The organism is Stenotrophomonas sp. GD04024 (genome assembly GCF_029837545.1).
In the GTDB taxonomy this organism is placed as follows: domain Bacteria; phylum Pseudomonadota; class Gammaproteobacteria; order Xanthomonadales; family Xanthomonadaceae; genus Stenotrophomonas; species Stenotrophomonas forensis.
Genome location: NZ_JAOEDV010000016.1, coordinates 46,142 through 63,088 on the forward strand (window position 1 = coordinate 46,142; position 16,947 = coordinate 63,088).

General features: G+C 67.4%; 11 protein-coding genes. 6 read left to right on the forward strand and 5 right to left on the reverse strand.

Annotated features, from left to right (window positions below):
* Positions 1 to 58: 58 nt before the first annotated feature.
* The gene (locus N7590_RS07745; RefSeq protein WP_053510138.1) at positions 59 to 1,198 is read left to right on the forward strand and encodes an MFS transporter; all 1,140 of its coding nucleotides are present in this window, start codon (positions 59 to 61) and stop codon (positions 1,196 to 1,198) included.
* Between the two features lie 83 nt (positions 1,199 to 1,281).
* Here N7590_RS07745 and N7590_RS07750 read toward each other — a convergent pair whose 3' ends face one another.
* Complete coding sequence (locus tag N7590_RS07750; RefSeq protein ID WP_164242197.1) at positions 1,282 to 2,436, reverse strand: alpha/beta fold hydrolase; 1,155 nt, start codon at positions 2,434 to 2,436, stop codon at positions 1,282 to 1,284.
* Between the two features lie 185 nt (positions 2,437 to 2,621).
* Between N7590_RS07750 and N7590_RS07755 the strand changes: the two genes are divergently transcribed.
* Both N7590_RS07755 and N7590_RS07760 read left to right on the forward strand, forming a co-directional pair.
* Entirely contained in the window at positions 2,622 to 3,968 is a 1,347-nt protein-coding gene (locus N7590_RS07755; RefSeq protein ID WP_164242195.1) for a cytochrome c, read from the forward strand.
* The gene (locus N7590_RS07760; protein ID WP_164242193.1) at positions 3,965 to 4,891 is read left to right on the forward strand and encodes a c-type cytochrome; all 927 of its coding nucleotides are present in this window, start codon (positions 3,965 to 3,967) and stop codon (positions 4,889 to 4,891) included. Before N7590_RS07755 ends, N7590_RS07760 begins: the two co-directional genes overlap by 4 nt.
* A 12-nt stretch (positions 4,892 to 4,903) precedes the next feature.
* On the opposite strand, the gene N7590_RS07765 is transcribed toward N7590_RS07760, so the two are convergent.
* Entirely contained in the window at positions 4,904 to 6,523 is a 1,620-nt protein-coding gene (locus N7590_RS07765) for an OmpA family protein (RefSeq protein WP_239544386.1), read from the reverse strand.
* Between the two features lie 60 nt (positions 6,524 to 6,583).
* Here N7590_RS07765 and N7590_RS07770 point away from each other — a divergent pair, with 60 nt between their 5' ends.
* The 3 genes from N7590_RS07770 (at position 6,584) to aceE (ending at position 14,048) form a co-directional block, all read left to right on the forward strand.
* Complete coding sequence (locus N7590_RS07770) at positions 6,584 to 8,962, forward strand: TonB-dependent receptor (RefSeq protein WP_279935295.1); 2,379 nt, start codon at positions 6,584 to 6,586, stop codon at positions 8,960 to 8,962.
* Between the two features lie 8 nt (positions 8,963 to 8,970).
* On the forward strand, positions 8,971 to 11,079 hold the full coding sequence (locus tag N7590_RS07775) for a phospholipase C, phosphocholine-specific (RefSeq protein WP_164242189.1): 2,109 nt from the start codon (positions 8,971 to 8,973) through the stop codon (positions 11,077 to 11,079).
* A 293-nt stretch (positions 11,080 to 11,372) separates the two neighbouring features.
* On the forward strand, positions 11,373 to 14,048 hold the full coding sequence (aceE, locus tag N7590_RS07780) for a pyruvate dehydrogenase (acetyl-transferring), homodimeric type (protein ID WP_279935296.1): 2,676 nt from the start codon (positions 11,373 to 11,375) through the stop codon (positions 14,046 to 14,048).
* Between the two features lie 56 nt (positions 14,049 to 14,104).
* Here the strand turns inward: aceE and N7590_RS07785 are convergent, their stop codons facing one another.
* From N7590_RS07785 to N7590_RS07795, 3 genes are all read right to left on the reverse strand, one after another.
* On the reverse strand, positions 14,105 to 14,587 hold the full coding sequence (locus N7590_RS07785) for a LuxR family transcriptional regulator (RefSeq protein ID WP_164242185.1): 483 nt from the start codon (positions 14,585 to 14,587) through the stop codon (positions 14,105 to 14,107).
* 123 nt (positions 14,588 to 14,710) lie between these two features.
* Positions 14,711 to 15,244, reverse strand: a complete 534-nt coding sequence (locus N7590_RS07790; RefSeq protein WP_279935299.1) for a TonB-dependent receptor — start codon at positions 15,242 to 15,244, stop codon at positions 14,711 to 14,713.
* A complete protein-coding gene (locus N7590_RS07795) occupies positions 15,129 to 16,880 on the reverse strand; it encodes a TonB-dependent siderophore receptor (RefSeq protein ID WP_279935297.1) in 1,752 nt (583 codons plus the stop codon). The genes N7590_RS07790 and N7590_RS07795 overlap by 116 nt, the downstream gene beginning before the upstream one ends.
* Positions 16,881 to 16,947 lie beyond the last annotated feature (67 nt).

Below are 16,947 nucleotides of genomic sequence, written 5' to 3' on the forward strand. Positions count from 1 at the left end.
CTTGCCGATCCCGCCTGAAAACGTTTCCATGGAGATCCCCTGGAGCTTCGCACCGCGCATGACGCCTTCATCCCCGCTTGCCCAGCAGCACGCGACCCGTGCCGCCTTCTTCATTCCCGGATTCGCCACCGCCGCGTGGGCGCCGATGGTGCCCTACGCCAAGGCCAAGGCCGGGCTGTCTGACGCCAGCCTTGGCGCGGTGCTGCTGTGCCTGGGCCTGGGCTCGCTGCTGGCGATGCCATTGGCGGGCGCACTGACCGGGCGGCTGGGCTGCCGTCGGGTGATGGTCATCACCTGCGCGATGATGTTGTGCGCGCTGCCCCTGCTGGTACTGGCCCCTTCACCCATGGCACTGGGCGCGGCGCTGTTCGTGTTCGGCGCCGGCGTAGGGGCACTGGACTGTGCGATGAACATGCAGGCGGTGGCCGTCGAGCGCGATGCCGGGCGCGCGATGATGTCCGGCTTCCACGCCTTCTACAGCATCGGCGGCTTCGTCGGTGCCGGCTGCATGACCGGCCTGCTGATCCTGGGGACGCCGCTGTGGCTGGCCGCGCTGGTGTCGGTTGCCGCCCTGCTGCTGGTCGCAGTCCTGTCGGCGCCGCACTGGCGACCGCAGCGCATCCTGCATGAAGGCCCCCTGCTGGCACTGCCGCATGGCGTGGTGCTGTTCATCGGCGTGCTGGCGTTCGTGGTGTTCCTCGCCGAGGGCTCGATGCTGGACTGGAGCGCGGTGTTCCTGGCGGAAGTGCGGCAGGTGCCGCGCGACCAGGCGGGAGCCGGCTTCGCATTGTTCACGCTGGCGATGACCGCGATGCGCCTGTTCGGCGACGGCATCGTCGAGCGCCTCGGGCGAACGCGCACGATTGTCATCGGTGGCATCACCGCGGCCGCCGGTTTCGGCCTGGCCACGCTGGTAGCGTCGTTCCCGGTGGCGCTGGCCGGCTACGTCCTGGTCGGGCTGGGCTGCGCCAACATCGTGCCGGCGCTGTTCTCGATGGCCGGCCAGCAGCGGGTGATGCCGGAGAGCATCGCAATCACGGCGGTGACCACGCTGGGCTACGCCGGCATCCTCGCCGGTCCGGCCGCGATCGGCGCGCTCGCGCACGTGACCAGCCTCGGCTTCGCCTTCCTGTGCGTGGCCGCGTTGCTGCTCGGCGTGGCCGCGTCCGCACGCTCACTGGCACGCCGCCTGCCCTGACAGAAAAAGGGGACGGAGGGGATTAAGTCGTATCTGCCTCGGGTGTGCTGCAAACGACTTAATCCCCTCCGTCCCCTTTTTGTTCAACCGCGCGTCGGGGCCTTAACCGGCATATCCGCAGCGTCGTGCACCAGCCACTCGGCCTGGGCCGGCAGCTGCGGGGCCGGGCACGCGCTCTTCGGGTGGTGCTCGTCACGAGCCATCCAGTCATCGACCACGCCGGCCAGCAGGTCCAGCCGCAGCGGCAAGGTGATGTGGTCCTCGCCACGCATCTCGATGTAGTGCGCGCGCGGATTGGCCAGGGCCAGCTCGCGGCCCTGGCTGACCGGAATATGCTGGTCGCCCTGCCCGTGCAGCAGCAGCACGCAGGCGCGGGTATCAGCCAGCGCGCGTGCCACGTCCACCCGATCCAGATCGACATCGATGCGGCGGCTGGCGGCGGCGATCACCTGGTTGATGTCCTGGCCGCCGTAGCGCCAGCGCGCGTAGGACGCCACCGCCTGCGCCTTCAGGCCTTCCGGTTGCAACCCCATCAGGTGCGGGATCATCGTGCGGATCGCCACGCCGGCGTTGGCGAACGACTCCATCGCCACCACGCCAGCCACCTGGTCACCCAGCTTGTCGGCGGTGAACACCGCAGTGGCGGCGCCGTAGGAGACTCCGAACAGGTACAGCGGTCCAGTGATCTCGCCGCGCGCGCGCAGTTCACCGATCACATCGACAACGTCGTCGGATTCATAGGTACCATAGCCGGACGGGCCTGCACCGGACTGGCCGTGGTTGCGCAGATCCAAGGTGACCACGCGGTAGCCCGATTCGGCCAGCTGCAGCGACCACGGCAGCATCGAATCGCCGTTCATCATCCAGCCGTGCAGCAGCACCACGGTGCCGCGCGGCGCCTGCGCACGGAATGGCTGCGGCACGGCCAGGCTCAGTCCGGTGTCCAGCGGCAGGCCGTTCTCGTGGCGCTGCGGCAGGTAGTGATAGCGCGCACCATAGTCACCCGGATCGAACACGCGCCAGAAGATCGGCACGCCATCACGGCCCGGTGCGAAGCCGTGGCGGTTGGGCAGTTCGGCGATGGCCGCGGCGATGCGCGGGCGATCGAGCAGGGTCGACACGCCACCTGGCGCGATCAGCCTGTCGGCGAGCGAGGTGGATGAGGCATTGATCGAGGAAGAGCATGCAGCCAGCCACAGGCCGGCGCACGCCAGCAACAGCAGCAGCAGGCGCTTCATATCACGTCATAGGGGCAAATCAGACAGGCTGCGACGTTAACGCCTCAATCGCCCTTCCATCTATCGCGCACAGATGACGGCTTGATGACAACGCAGGAACGATTCAGCTTGGTGCACAAGCTGTATCCGTTCAGTCATTGATCCGGATCAATGAACGCGCCCGCAGGATTGAACACAGTGCCTCCATGCGCACCTCGCTCAAGCTCGCCATTGCCCTGGCCGCCACAGTGGCCGCCGCCTACGGCATCGCCCGCACCACGCCCTACTGGTTCGCACCGCGACAGACGGCGCAGGTCGACATCCACGACCCGGCGCTGATCGCGCAGGGACACTACCTGTCGCGCGCTGCGGACTGCGCGGCCTGCCACACCGCGCCGGGCGGCAAGCCGTTCGCCGGTGGCCTCGGCATGCAAACGCCGATGGGCACGATCTACTCGACCAACATCACGCCGGATCCGGATACCGGCATCGGCGCCTACGACTATGCCGACTTCGAGCGTGCGGTCCGCCGCGGCGTCCGCCACGATGGCCAGCCGCTGTATCCGGCGATGCCGTATGCCTCGTACGTGATCGCCAGCGACGCCGAGATCAAGGCGCTGTACGCCTATTTTATGGGCTCGGTGCAGCCGGTGAGGCAGGACAACGCCGACAGCACGATTCCGTGGCCGGCCAACATGCGCTGGCCGCTGGCGTGGTGGCAGCTGCTGTTCGCGCGCCCGCGCAGTTTCAACCCGGACCCGTCGCTGGATGCCGGCCAGCAGCGCGGTGCCGAACTGGTGGAAGGCCTGGCCCACTGCGGCGCCTGCCACACGCCACGCGGCCTGGCGTTCCAGGAAAAGGCGATGGCCGACGATGGCAGCCGCCAGTTCCTGTCCGGCTCGGTGCTGGAAGGCTGGTATGCGAAGAACCTGCGCAACGAGTCGACCGGCCTGGCCAGCTGGAGCGAAGGTGAGATCGTCGACTTCCTGCGCACCGGCCGCACAGATCGCTCGGCGGCCTTCGGCGGCATGGCCGACGTGGTCGAACACAGCACGCAGTACCTGTCCGACGCCGACCTGCTGGCGACGGCGCGCTATCTGAAACAGCTGCCGGCGCGCGAGGGCCGCAGCGCGCAGTGGTCGGCCGGTACCGACACCACTACCGCAGCGCTGCGCAATGGCGACTACCGCGTGGCCGGCTCGCTGGCCTATGCCGAGCACTGCCAGGCCTGCCACCGCGCCGATGGCCGCGGCATGCCGCGCGTATACCCGGCGCTGGCCGGCAACTCGATCGTATTCGCCGATGATCCGAGCTCGCTGGTGCAGGTGACCCTGATCGGCGGCCGCACGCCGCACACCCCGCACGACCGCATGGCATTCACCATGCCGGGCTTCGAGCAGCTGCCGAACGCGCAACTGGCACAGATCCTGACCTTCATCCGCAGCAGCTGGGGCAACCAGGCCAGCGCAGTCAGCGAGGTCGACGTGGCGCGGATGCGCCGGGTGGTGCGCGACAAGCCGGTGCACTACGTTCCGCAGGAGGCCGCACGATGAAGCACTCGCGCAAGCATTCCCGCCTGCTGTTCGGCAGTGCGATCGCCGCCCTGGTGCTGGCCGGTGCCGGCACCCTTGCCTATCACCATCTCTACCCGGACCTGGATGCCGCCGCGGCCAGCACGATCGACATGCTCGATGCACAGGGCAAGGTCGTGGGGCATTACCAGCCGCCCAGCGCCGAAGAGATCGCCGCGCTCGGCAACGCCGAGTCGGTGATGCTCGGACGCCGCCTTCTCAATGAGACCGCGCGGCTGCTGCCGGACAATGTCGGCAACGATCTGAACTGCAACTCGTGCCACATGGCCGAGGGCAAGCGGCCCTTCGGCAACCACTACTTCAATACCGGTGGCGGTGCCTATCCGCGCTACATGCCGCGCCCGGGCAAGGTGATCGGGCTGACCGAGCGCATCAACGGCTGCCTGCAGCGTTCGATGAACGGCAAGCCGCTACCGAAAAACGCGCCGCAGATGCGCGCGATGCTCGACTACATGGCATGGCTGAGCAGTCCGGTGCCCGAGGGCGCCCGCGTGTCTGCGCCCAGTGAAGGGCCGATCGACAGCACGCTGACCCCGGACCCCATCCGCGGCCAGGCGCTGTACGCCGCCCAGTGTGCGGCCTGCCATGGCGACAACGGCGAAGGCCGGCGTGATGCCAGCGGTGACATCGCCTTCCCGCCGCTGTGGGGTGAGCACAGCTTCAACATCGGCGCTGGCATGGCCCGGCTGTACAAGGCCGCCGGCTTCGTCAAGCACAACATGCCACCGGCGGTAACCCGCGAGCCGCCGCTGGGGCAGCAGGTGATGCCAGACCAGGACGCGGTGGACATCGCCAGCTACTTCATCAACCAGCCGCGGCCGGACTTTGCCAACAAGAGCAAGGACTGGCCGCGCGACCCGAAACCCAAGGACGCGCGGTACTGAGCAGGCGCCCGCTCAGCGCTTGACCAGCTCCACGCGGCGATTGCGTGCCTTGCCTTCCTCGCTGCCATTGTCGGCCACCGGCTTGTCGGCACCGAAGCCGGCCGCCTGCAGGCGATCGGCGGTGATGCCCTTGGCGGTCAGCGCGGCCACCACCGACCGTGCGCGATCCTCTGACAGGCTGCGGTTATGCGCCACGGCGCCGCTGTTGTCGGTGTGGCCTTCGATCGACAGCTTCAACGCAGGATCACCCTGCAGGAGCTGCAGCACCTGCGCCAGCTGCGGTTCGGAGGCCGGCAGGATCTGCGCCTTGTCGGTGGCGAAGTTGACCTGGATCGCCACCCGACCGTCGCTGTCCAGCTTCTTCTTCAACGCATCGGCCGGCAGCAGCGCCGCGGTCTGGGTGAAGCCCTTGCGTTCGGCCACCACCCAGCCGGCACTGAGGTATTCCAGCCGCGCGTGCACCCACACCTGGCGGCCATCGGCCAGATCGACGCGGTAGACCACGCTGTCGTAGTTGTTCCAGTTGAAGCTGGCTGCATTGCTGTAGGCCGACTGCACCGGCTTCGGCACCCCCTCGGCCGCCTCGCGCGGGATGCGCCCCTCGAACACCTTGGTGCCGTTGACCTGGGCCATCATCGCTTCCAGGTTGCGGCGCACTTCGTGCATCGAGTACTCGCGCTCCCCCTTGTCGAAATCGGCGGCGAAAGTACGACCCTCGACCTGCTCGAAGTGATCGCCGGTCCAGAACGGGAACGCATCGAAATCACGTTGCTGGGCCTTGTTGCGGTCGCCATAGCCGGCCGGCAGGGACAAGTGCGGGAAACTGTCCGACCACTGCGCAGTGGCCTTGAACGGCACTTCATCCACCACCACCAGGCCTGCGCTGTTGCTGTCCACCGCCAGCTGCAGCCAGACGGTTCGGTTGGCCTGGCGCAGCACGTAGACCGTGGTGGGCGCGTCCTGTTCGCCGTTCACCGCATCGATGAAGCCGCCACCGATCTCGCCTTCCAGCTGCGGGCCATAGTAGATATCGCGCAGCAGCGCCCCTTCAAACACCTTGCGCCCACCGGCGGCCGTGATCACACCATCGAAATTGCGCTGCACTTCCAGTGCGGAGAACGCCTTGCCGGGTGCCGCTTCACTGTCGGCCACGATGCGTGCCGACCAGCTCGGGCCTTCCACCCAATGCACGCCCTCGCCCATGCGGAACGGAAAGCGTGCCCACGCGCGCGGGTGCGGTGCGTTCTGCGGCGCATAGCCATGCGGCAGGCTGAAGAACGGCAGTTCGCCCAGCGCGTCCGTGCTCAGCGGCACGCTGCCGGTGTCGAACGGCACCAGCGGCACCGGCTTGCCATCGCGGTCGGTAAGTGCGGCGCCATCGGCCGCAGTGGAGGAAGCCGGCGGCGCTGCCTCGGGTGCGGCGTTCTCACCGGCGGTGGGCGGCGGCTGTGCGCCCGCCTGTTCGCCTGAAGGCGCCCGGTTGCACGCTGCCAGCAGCACCAGTGCTGCGCCCCCCAGCCAGATCTTCGACCGCTTCCGCATCGCCAGCACCTCAGCTCCATTGAAGCGCCGAGCATACCCGAAGGCCGTGACCGGCCCCACAGTGCCATCGTAGTTGCGTGGCCACGTCATGCCGATGTCATTGGCGCTGCCGACACTCCGGGGCTTCCCTCCCTTGCAGGTCCGGTTTCGATGCGAACGATTGCGCGCTTTCCCCGTATTTCGCTGCTTGCCCTGCTGATCGCCCCCGCACTGGACGCCCTGGCCGAAGCACCGCAGGGCGAGACGGCCGAAGCGCGCAGCAGCGACGCCCGTACGCTGGACCAGGTGCAGGTGATCGGCCAGGCCACCAGCTACGCCAAGACCTCGGTACGCGCAGAGACGCTGAACCGGCAGACGGTGATGAGCAGTGTCAACGACGCGCTCAATGAAGTGCCGGGCGTGGTGGTCAGCGAGGCCGACGCCACCGGCTCGTCGGTGTGGGGTACGCAGATCAGCATGCGTGGCTTCGTCACCAACCGCGACACCCAGCAGATCGGCACCACCATCGACGGCCTGCCCAATGGTGGCTCCGGCTACGGTGGCGGTTCGCTGGCCAACCGCTACATCGACACCCTCGATCTGGAAACGGTGGAAGTCAGCCAGGGCACCGCCGACATCTCCTCGCGCTCGAACGAGGCGCTGGGCGGTACGCTGAACTTCCTCACCAGCGACCCGCTGCAGGACAGCCGCCTGCGCTTCGTGATCGGCGCCGGTGACAACGACGCACGCAAGTACTACGTGCGCTATGACACCGGCCTGCTCGGCGGCCACACCCGCGCCTGGGTCAGCGCTTCCTCGTCCAAGGTGCACGATTGGATCGATGGCACCGGCCACGCCAGCAACGACCATATCGCCGGCAAGTTCATCACCGAACTGGACCGCTGGACGCTGACCGGCTACCTGTCCTACAACGATGCTGACGAGCCCGAGTACACCAGTGTCTCGCCCGCCGGTTTCGCCACCAACCCGGACCGTGACAACCTGGTGGGCACGCTCACCGGCATTCCGTACCTGGACCAGAACTACCGCTCCGGCTCGCGCGCGCTGCGCGAAAACACCTTCGGCTACCTGCGCGCCGCCTTCGATGGCGGCAACGGCTTCAAGGCCTCGGTGGCGGCCTACGGGCACCGGATGGAAGGGCGCGGCGACTGGCTGCCGCCGTACCTGGCGCAGGTCAGCGATGATGGCGCCGGTCGCCCGGAGTCGGAATACATCGGCGGCAGGACGGTCTACGGCGGCAGCAATCGCGGCCAGATCTTCTTCGTCAATCCCGATGGCAGCGCCGCGCAGCGCCTGGCCAGCTGCACCCCGCGGCTGGGCTTCACCGCCGAGTACGACCCGAACTGCTACGCCGGCAACGTACTGGGCGCGCAGTCCTACCGCCACACCCACTACGACAACGACCGCATGGGCGTGACCGCCGACGTTGAATGGCGGCAGAGCTTCGGCGCGGTCGACAACACGATCCGCGGCGGCCTGTGGGTGGAGAAGCTGGACCGTTCGGCGCGCCGCGACTGGCACCGCCTGCTCAATGTCGGCCAGAGCATCGCCTTCGATCACCAGCCCTACTGGGTGCAGTTCGAGGACAAGTACAAGGTTGACGAGCAGATGTACTACGTCGAGGACGTCGCGCGCTTCGGCCCGTTCAGTGCGCGCCTGGGCGTGAAGCAGTTCTTCGTCGACCAGTCACGCCGTCGCGTGATCGGTGCCAGCGAGCACGTGAAATCCGATTCCAAGTCCGACCCGCTGCTGTCCACCGGCTTCACCTGGGCGCCGGGCGTGGAAGGCATGGAGCTGTTCGCCGGCTTCTCGCAGAACTTCGCCGCCATCCCCTCCGGCGTGCTGGGCGAGACCGACCCGCAGCGCTTCCGCAACGTCGAGCCGGAAACCGCCGACAACATCGAAGTGGGCATGCGCATCAGCCGCTGGCCGCTGACCGCCTCGGTCACCCTGTACAACATCAAGTTCGACAACCGCATCGTCTACCTGCCGGCCGGCTTCGTCAGCGGCATCGACTACCTGGGTGAGACCGACGGCGTCTACGAGAACTTCGGCGGCGTGGAAAGCAACGGCCTGGAAGCGGCGTTCGGCTATGGCTGGGACAACGGCTGGCGGATCAATGCGGCCTACACCTACAACCGCTCCAAGTACCTGGGCAGCGGCAACGCCGCGCGCGACACCCAGCTGGGCATCGTCGACGGCGCCAAGGTGATCGGCCAGCCGGAGAACACCCTAGTGCTGTCGGCCGACTGGCAGGGTGCGAACTGGAACTTCGGCCTGTCCGGCCGCTACCTGGGCACCCGCTACCTGGACGCCTCCAACGTCAACAAGCTGCCGTCGGCCACCGTGTTCAACGCCAACATCGGCTTCGACCTGCAGGGCCTGTCCCCGCACCTGAAGGGCATGGGCGCCAACCTGGTGGTGAGCAATCTGACCGACAAGCGGTATCTTGCAGGGGTGGACGGCCGCGACAACGCCTTCATCGGCGCCCCGCGCACCGTCGGCATCTCCTTCCGTGTGGACCTGTGAGTGAGCCCGTGACCGATATCGGCCGACGCCGGTTGTTGCAGGCCGGCGTTGCCGCCGGCCTTTCCCCGCTGCTGCCCAGCATCGCCCGGGCCGCAGCGATCGCCCCTGCCACGCAGACGCGCAGCCTCGAAGACCTGCAGCACATCGTGGTGTTGATGCAGGAAAACCGCTCGTTCGACCACTACTTCGGCACGCTGCCGGGCGTGCGTGGCTTCGGCGATCGCTTCGTCGCGCCGGCCCCTGCACTGGAGGCCGGTGGCCGCACCCGCAGCCTGTGGCTGCAACCCGACGCCAGCGGCAAGCGCGCGATCGCGCCGTTCCCGCTGGATACCGCCGCGCACTTCGGCTACATGCGCGTGGAAGGCACCCCGCACACCTGGCCCGATGCGCAGCGCGCATGGGACCACGGCCGCATGGGGCAATGGCCGAAGGCCAAGCAGAATCACTCGATGGGCTACTTCCAGCGCAGCGACCTGCCGTTCCAGTTCGCGCTGGCCGACGCCTTCACGATCTGCGACGCCTACCACTGCGCGATGCAGGCCGGCACCAACCCGAACCGGGTGTTCCTGTGGACCGGGCACAACGATGCCGCCGCGCGCGCCGGTGGCCCTGTGATCGCCAACTCGCACGACAACTTCCCCGAATACGGCGGGCATCCGGCGTCATACCGCTGGACCAGCTATGTCGAACGCCTGCAGCAGGCGAGCGTGTCCTGGCAGATCTACCAGGACATGGCCGACAACTTCACCGACAACCCACTGGCCGGCTTTGAGGCGTTCCGTCGCGCCTACAGCGCTGCGCCCGGGCATGACCCACAGCTGCGCGCGCGCGGCGTCAGCACCCGTGGGCTGGCGCAGCTGCGCCAGGACGTGCTTGATGGGCGCCTGCCACAGGTCAGTTTCATCATCGCCGACGCCGCCGGCAGCGAGCATCCCGGCCCGTCCAGTCCCGCCCAGGGCGCGGCCTATACCGCGCGCGTGCTGGACGCGCTGACCGCCGACCCGGAGGTCTGGAGCCGTACGGCACTGCTGTTGATGTTCGACGAGAACGACGGCTTCTTCGACCACATGCCGCCACCGGCACCGCCTTCGCCCGTGGACGGCGGCTGGGCCGGCGCCTCATCGGTCAGTACCGACGGCGAGTATCACCGTCATCCGGCACCGGGTGATGAAAAATACGATGCCGCCGAGCTGCGCGGCCGCCCGTATGGGCTCGGCCCGCGCGTGCCGCTGTACGTGATTTCGCCGTGGAGCCGCGGCGGCTGGGTCGATTCACAGGTGTACGACCACACCTCGGTCATACGCCTGATCGAACGCCGCTTTGGCGTGGCCGCGCCGGACATCTCGCCGTGGCGCCGTGCGGTCTGCGGAGACCTGACGGGCGCCTTCGACTTCGCCCAGCGCGATACCCGCCCGTTCGTGCGCGGCCTGCCCGACGTGAACGCGGTGGCCGCACGTGCCGCTGCGCTGCCGGAACGCACCGTGCCGGCGTTGCCGGAGGGACTGAACCCGGCGAAGCAGGAAAGCGGCATACGCCCGGCGCGGGCCCTGCCCTATCGGCCGCAGGCGTCGATTGCCCGCCTGGATGCAACGGGCGTGGATCTGGTGCTGTCCTGTGATGGTGCGGCGGCGGTACTGCATGTCTACGACCGCCTGCGGCTTGGCGCCATTCCCCGCCGCTACACGCTGCTGCCGGGGATGCCGCTGCAGGAGCGCTGGCCATTGGATGCCCAGGGGCGCTACGACCTGTGGCTGCTCGGCCCAAATGGCTTCCACCGCCATTTCCAGGGCGCGGCAAAGGCGCCGGCCCTGCAGGCGACGGTCGAGCGCGCGGACGGCCCGTTGCGGTTGCAGCTGCGCAATCTCGGCGACAGTGCACTGCAACTGCGTGTGCAGGCCGGCGCCTACGCCGGGCACATGCCCGAGCAGGCGCTGGCGCTGCCGGCGCGTGCGGAAACCTCATTGGCGTGGGACGCGACGCCTACCGCTGGCTGGTATGACCTGCAGGTCAGCGCGGGCGAGAGCACCCTGCGCCTGGCCGGGCGCGCCGAGGATGGACGCCCCGGCACCAGCGACCCGGCGATGGGCAGCGAACCGCTGCGCTTCGAGCACGAGTGAGCCACTGCATGGTTGTAGAGCCCAGCTGTGCTCGACTGCTCTTCGATCATTGAACGAAAGAGCCGTCGGGCATCGCTCGACTCTACCCAGGCGAGGCAACGCTGGATTGGCGCAGACCCAAGCCGCGCCCATCTACTCGCGATCCAGGCACGCACCTACGCTTGTCTCCTCGGTGGCCAGCCAGGCCACCTCACGCGTCCCGGCCCCGCCGTGGCAACCCCGCTCCAGTGCTGTGCGCCCTGCCGGTGTTGTCGCCCCGGCAGGCGGTCGGCCGGCGCCCTCTGGAGACCGCCATGAACCAAGCCCTCATCCCCTTCGATACCGACCCGCTGGAAACGCGGGAGTGGCGTGAATCGCTGGAAGCGGTGATGCAGGCCGGTGGCCGGCCACGCGCGCATTACCTAATCGACCAGCTCAGCGAGCTGGATGCCCAGCAGCACGGCGACCTGCACACCCGCGCCTGGACCGCCTACGTCAACAGCATTCCCCCCGAGCGCCAACCTGCCTATCCGGGCGACCTGGCCATCGAGCGCCGCTTGAACGCGATGATCCGCTGGAACGCGATGGTGATGGTGCTGCGTGCCGGCAGGCATTCCAACGTCGGTGGCCACATCGCCACCTACCAGTCGGCCGCCGTGCTGTACGACGTGGGCTTCGACCATTTCTTCCGCGGCCGCACCGACACCTTCGACGGCGACATGATCTACATCCAGGGCCATTCCGCGCCGGGCATCTATGGACGTGCCTATGTGGAAGGCCGCATCGATCCGCAGCGGATGGACAACTTCCGCCGCGAAGCCGGGGGCGAAGGACTGTCCTCGTATCCGCACCCGCGCCTGATGCCCGAGTTCTGGCAGTTCCCCACCGTGTCGATGGGGCTGGGCCCGCTCACCGCCGCCTACCAGGCACGCTACATGCGCTACCTCGAGTACCGCGGCCTGAAGGAACACCAGGGTCGCAAGGTGTGGGCCTTCCTCGGTGACGGCGAGATGGACCAGCCCGAATCACTGGCGGCGATTTCGCTGGCCGGCCGCGAGCGGCTGGACAACCTCGTGTTCGTGGTCAACTGCAACCTGCAGCGCCTGGACGGTCCGGTACGCGGCAACGGCAAGGTCATCCAGGAGCTGGAAGGCACCTTCCGCGCGGCCGGCTGGAACGTGATCAAGCTGATCTGGGGCAGTGGCTGGGACGACCTCCTGGCCCGCGACCATAGCGGCCTGCTGCGCCAGCGCATGATGGAATGCGTGGATGGCGACTACCAGACCCTCAAGTCGCAGAACGGCGCGTATGTGCGCGAGCACTTCTTCGGCCGCTATCCCGAACTGCTGGACCTGGTCTCGCACATGAGCGACGACGACATCTGGGCGCTGGCGCGTGGTGGCCACGATCCGCAGAAGGTGTACGCCGCCTACCAGCAGGCAGTGAACACCAGCGGCCGGCCCACCGTGATCCTGGCCAAGACGGTCAAGGGCTTTGGCATGGGTGAAGCCGGCGAAGGCCAGAACATCAACCACCAGCTGAAGAAGATGAGCGCCGACGCGGTGCGTGCGTTCCGCGACCGCTTCAACCTGCCGGTCAGCGACGAACAACTGGAGGAGATGCCCTACCTGCGCCCGGAACCGGGCAGCGCCGAAGCGCTGTACTTCGCCGAGCGCCGCCGCATCCAGGGTGGGCAGCTGCCGGCGCGCCTGGCCCGGGTCGATCCGCTGCCGCTGCCACCGTTGTCGATCTTCAACAGCCAGCTGCAGGGCAGCGGCGATCGTGGCCAGTCCACCACGATGGGCTTCGTGCGCATCCTCACCAGCCTGCTGAAGGACCCGGAACTGGGCAGGCTGGTGATTCCGATCGTGCCCGATGAATCACGCACCTTCGGCATGGAGGGCCTGTTCCGCCAGATCGGCATCCATTCGTACCTCGGCCAGCTGTACACCCCGCAGGACGCCGGCCAGTTGAGCTACTACAAGGAAGCCAGGGACGGGCAGATCCTGCAGGAAGGCATCAACGAATCCGGTGCGATCTGTTCGTGGATCGCCGCCGGCACCGCCTACAGCAACCATGGCCTGGCCACGATTCCGTTCTACATCTTCTATTCGATGTTCGGGCTGCAGCGCGTCGGCGACCTGGCATGGGCCGCCGCCGACGCGCGCACGCGCGGCTTCCTGCTGGGCGCCACCTCCGGCCGCACCACGTTGATGGGCGAAGGCCTGCAACACGACGATGGCCACAGCCACGTGCTGTCGTCGGTGATTCCCAGTTGCGTGTCCTACGACCCGACCTTCAACTACGAACTGGCGGTGATCATCCACGACGGCCTGCGCCGCATGTATGTCGACCAGGAAGACATCTACTACTACATCACCGTACTCAACGAGAACTACCCGCATCCGGCCCTGCCCGAGGGCGCCGAGGCCGGCATCCTGAAGGGACTGTACCTGCTGCACCCCGCGCCCTCCGAACGAGGGACCTCGCAGCCACGCGTGCAGCTGATGGGCAGTGGCTCGATCCTGCGCGAAGTGGAGGCCGCGGCCGAGTTGCTGCAACAGGACTTCGGCATCGCCAGCGACGTCTGGAGCGCGACCAGCCTGACCGAACTGCGCCGCGATGGCCTGGCTGCCGAACGCTGGAACCTGCTGCATACGGCCGCGGAACCCCGTGTGCCGTACGTGCAGCAGTGCCTGCAAGGCCACGCAGGGCCGCTGGTGGTGGCCACCGACTACATGAAAATCGTCGGCGACCAGATCCGTCCCTTCATCAATGACCGCCGTTTCACTGCATTGGGCACCGACGGCTTCGGCCGCTCGGACACGCGTGAATCGCTGCGCACGTTCTTCGAAGTGGATCGCCACTTCATCGTGCTGGCGGCCCTGAAAGCGCTGGCAGATGAGGGCCGCATCGAGCGCTCGCGGGTGCAGGAGGCCATCGACCGATACGGCATCGATACCGGCAAGCCCGATCCGGCGGCGGTCTAGGGCGGCAGGCGCAACGCCTGCGGATCTTCCCCGCGGGCGCTGCGCGCGCAGTGCCGCTACGGCAGCCGCTTGAACAGGTTGGTCTGCAGGATCGGCGTACCGTCATGGCCGTAGAACGCCTTGGTCTCGGTCATCGTCGCGCGGTCATCGGCTACCGTGTAGATGCGGGTCGAGGCGGGCGTGCCATGGTCCACCAGCTGCATCACCAGCGTGTTCGGCGCCGGCAGCTTCAGGTTGGCCTTGTCCGCGCCATAGGTGCCGGACAAGGCGCCCGGCGTGCCATCCAGGGCCAGCGTGCCATCGGACTTCATGGTCTTGCCGTCATGCAGGACGATATCCACATGCGAACTCCAACGGCCGCTGCCGGCGTCCTTGAACTCCAGCACCACCTGCTTCGGGCGCTGCGCTTCGGGCAGCGCCGAGGTGGTGATATCCAGCGACCAGCGCCCCAGCAGCGGTGAGGGTGAGGCCTCCATCGCCAGCGCCGACGCGGCCGGCAGTGACAGCGCGGACAACAACACAGCGGACAACAGCTTCATACGATGCTCCGTTCGAGTGAAGAAGGCTCTGCGTAGGGCATTGTGGGGCGCAGCGCTTCGGATCGTGCCCGTCACCCGTGCCAGGTACAAGCCGAAGCGCTGAACACAGGGCAACGTCGCGCCTTAATAGCCGACCTTCACGGTGAACATCACGTTTCGCGGCGCGCCGTACCAGCCCTGGTTGTAGAAGCCGATCTGCGAGTAGTAGTGGCGGTCGAACAGGTTGTTGATGTTGACCGCCGCGGACAGGTTGGAACTGAACTGGTAGCGCGCCATCAGGTTGACCAGCGCGTAGCCGGGCTGCTCTACCGGCACCCGGCGGTTTCCGGGTGCCGTGGCGGTCTGGTACATGCGGTTCTGCCAGTCCACGCCACCGCCAAGGGTCAGCCGGTCCCAGGTACCGGGCAGGCGCCAGGTAGTGAACAGCTTGAACAGGCTGCGCGGCTTGGCGGTATTGATGGCCCTGCCCTGTGCGTCCTGCGCGATGAACGTGGTGAAGCTGGTGCCCAGGCTCCAGCCCGGCAATGGCTCACCGGCCAGTTCAAGTTCCAGTCCATCCACCGTTGCACCCTTCACTGCGCGGTACGCGGCCTGCGTACTGCCCTCGACCAGCCCGCCGGTCGCTTCGGCCAGGTTGTCCTGCCGGGTACGGAACAGCGGCTGAAGCATTCAAGCGCTCCTGCAGCCAGCTGCCCTTGAGGCCCAGCTCATAGCTGCGGCCGCTGACCGGTTCGAGGATCTGCCCGGATGCATCGCGATTGTTCTGCGGCTTGAAGATGCCGGTGTAGCTGGCGTAGACGCTGCTGTACCCGTTGAGGTCCCAGACCAAGCCGGCATACGGCACGAACTCGTTGCGATAGCGGTACTTGCGCTTGCTGCCGAAGTAGACCTGGTCCGTCTCCCAGTTGCTCAGGCGAGCACCGACGATCACATGCAGCGGGTCAGCCAGCGACAGCCGCGCCACTGCATAGGCGCCGCTCTGATGGTTGTCCAGATCATCGGCCTGGGTCTTGCTGCTGGCCCACACCGGTTCCGGCGTGCCCGGCCCGTGCCAGTCCAGATAGCTGGCCAACGGCGGCAGCGGCGCCAGCGCGCGGTACTGCCCCAGCGCGATCTCGTCGCGCGACCGCGACCAGCCGATCGACGCCGTGTGCTGGCGACCAAACAGCTGGAACGGGCCCGACAGGCCGGCACTGAGTGCCTCGCGCCGCACCGGTCCATCGTAGCGGGTGAAGCTGTTGCCATTGGGCATGGCGCCGGTGACCGGATCGGGATAGCCGCCGCGATAGAGGTGCTTCATCTCCATGTCGGTATGCGAACGGCTGTAGGACACCCGCGCCTGCCAGTCGTTACCGAAGCGGTGGTTGAAATCGAAGAAGCCGTTGCGGGTATCGGTGCTCATCCGTGCCCACGGGGCCGTGGCCGATACCGAGCGATCGAAAGCCGTGCGCGTGCCATCGGCGTTGAACAGCGCGAAGCCACTGCCAAAGCCACGGTTGTCATTGCCCTGGTAGGAGATGCCGGCGATCAACCCGGTGTCCTCGCCCAGATCCACACTGACCACGCCGTAGAGCGTCTTCGCGGTGCTGTCCAGGCCGGCGGTGTAGCTGTCGGCCTCTGCTTTGGCTGCCACCAGGCGACCGCGTATGCGGCCTTCCCTGCTCAACGGGCTGGATACATCCGCCCACGCGCGCCGTGCGTCCCAGCTACCGAGGCCGATGCCAGCACTGGCAGCGAACTCGCGCAACGGTCGCTTGCGCACGTAGTTCACCGCTGCCGAAGGATTGCCGGCACCGGTCATCAGGCCGTTGGCACCGCGCACGATCTCGATGCGGTCATACACCACCATGTCCAGGTTGTTCTCGCCGAAATTCCACGGCGACAGCACCGGCATCACCACGCCATCGAACTGGTAGTTGTCGATCTCGAAACCCCGCGCCGAGAACGAGTAGCGGTTGGCATCGCTGCGCGTGACCGAGATGCCTGGCGCGGTGGCCAGCGCATCGGCCGTACTCAGCAGCGCGCGGTCCTCGATCTGCTGGTGGGTGACGACGCTGACCGACTGCGGTGTCTGCCGCGAGGTCAGCGACAGGCCGGTCGCCGTACCCATGGAATTGGTGGTGTAGGAGCGCGACGATTCGGTGCTGCCGTCGAGATCGGCGGTGACCTGCACGGTGGGCAGTTGCGAGGCCGTGGCGGCAGGTTCGCGTTCGGCGGCATGGGCAGCGTTGAACAGCGCCAGGGTCGTGCCGATGGCGGTTGCCAGGGCACACGGGCGGAAACAGGCAGGCATGGAAGGTCCAGCGGGAAGGAAAGGCTGGATGAGAATTATTGTCATTTGAACGTGAGCGCACGTATGC

Coding starts and splice junctions, on each gene's coding strand:
- N7590_RS07745 (WP_053510138.1), top strand. CDS start 59: ATGACGCCTTCATCCCCGCTTGCCCAGCAGCACGCGACCCGTGCCGCC.
- N7590_RS07750 (WP_164242197.1), bottom strand. CDS start 2,436: ATGAAGCGCCTGCTGCTGCTGTTGCTGGCGTGCGCCGGCCTGTGGCTG.
- N7590_RS07755 (WP_164242195.1), top strand. CDS start 2,622: ATGCGCACCTCGCTCAAGCTCGCCATTGCCCTGGCCGCCACAGTGGCC.
- N7590_RS07760 (WP_164242193.1), top strand. CDS start 3,965: ATGAAGCACTCGCGCAAGCATTCCCGCCTGCTGTTCGGCAGTGCGATC.
- N7590_RS07765 (WP_239544386.1), bottom strand. CDS start 6,523: ATGACGTGGCCACGCAACTACGATGGCACTGTGGGGCCGGTCACGGCC.
- N7590_RS07770 (WP_279935295.1), top strand. CDS start 6,584: ATGCGAACGATTGCGCGCTTTCCCCGTATTTCGCTGCTTGCCCTGCTG.
- aceE (WP_279935296.1), top strand. CDS start 11,373: ATGAACCAAGCCCTCATCCCCTTCGATACCGACCCGCTGGAAACGCGG.
- N7590_RS07785 (WP_164242185.1), bottom strand. CDS start 14,587: ATGAAGCTGTTGTCCGCTGTGTTGTTGTCCGCGCTGTCACTGCCGGCC.
- N7590_RS07795 (WP_279935297.1), bottom strand. CDS start 16,880: ATGCCTGCCTGTTTCCGCCCGTGTGCCCTGGCAACCGCCATCGGCACG.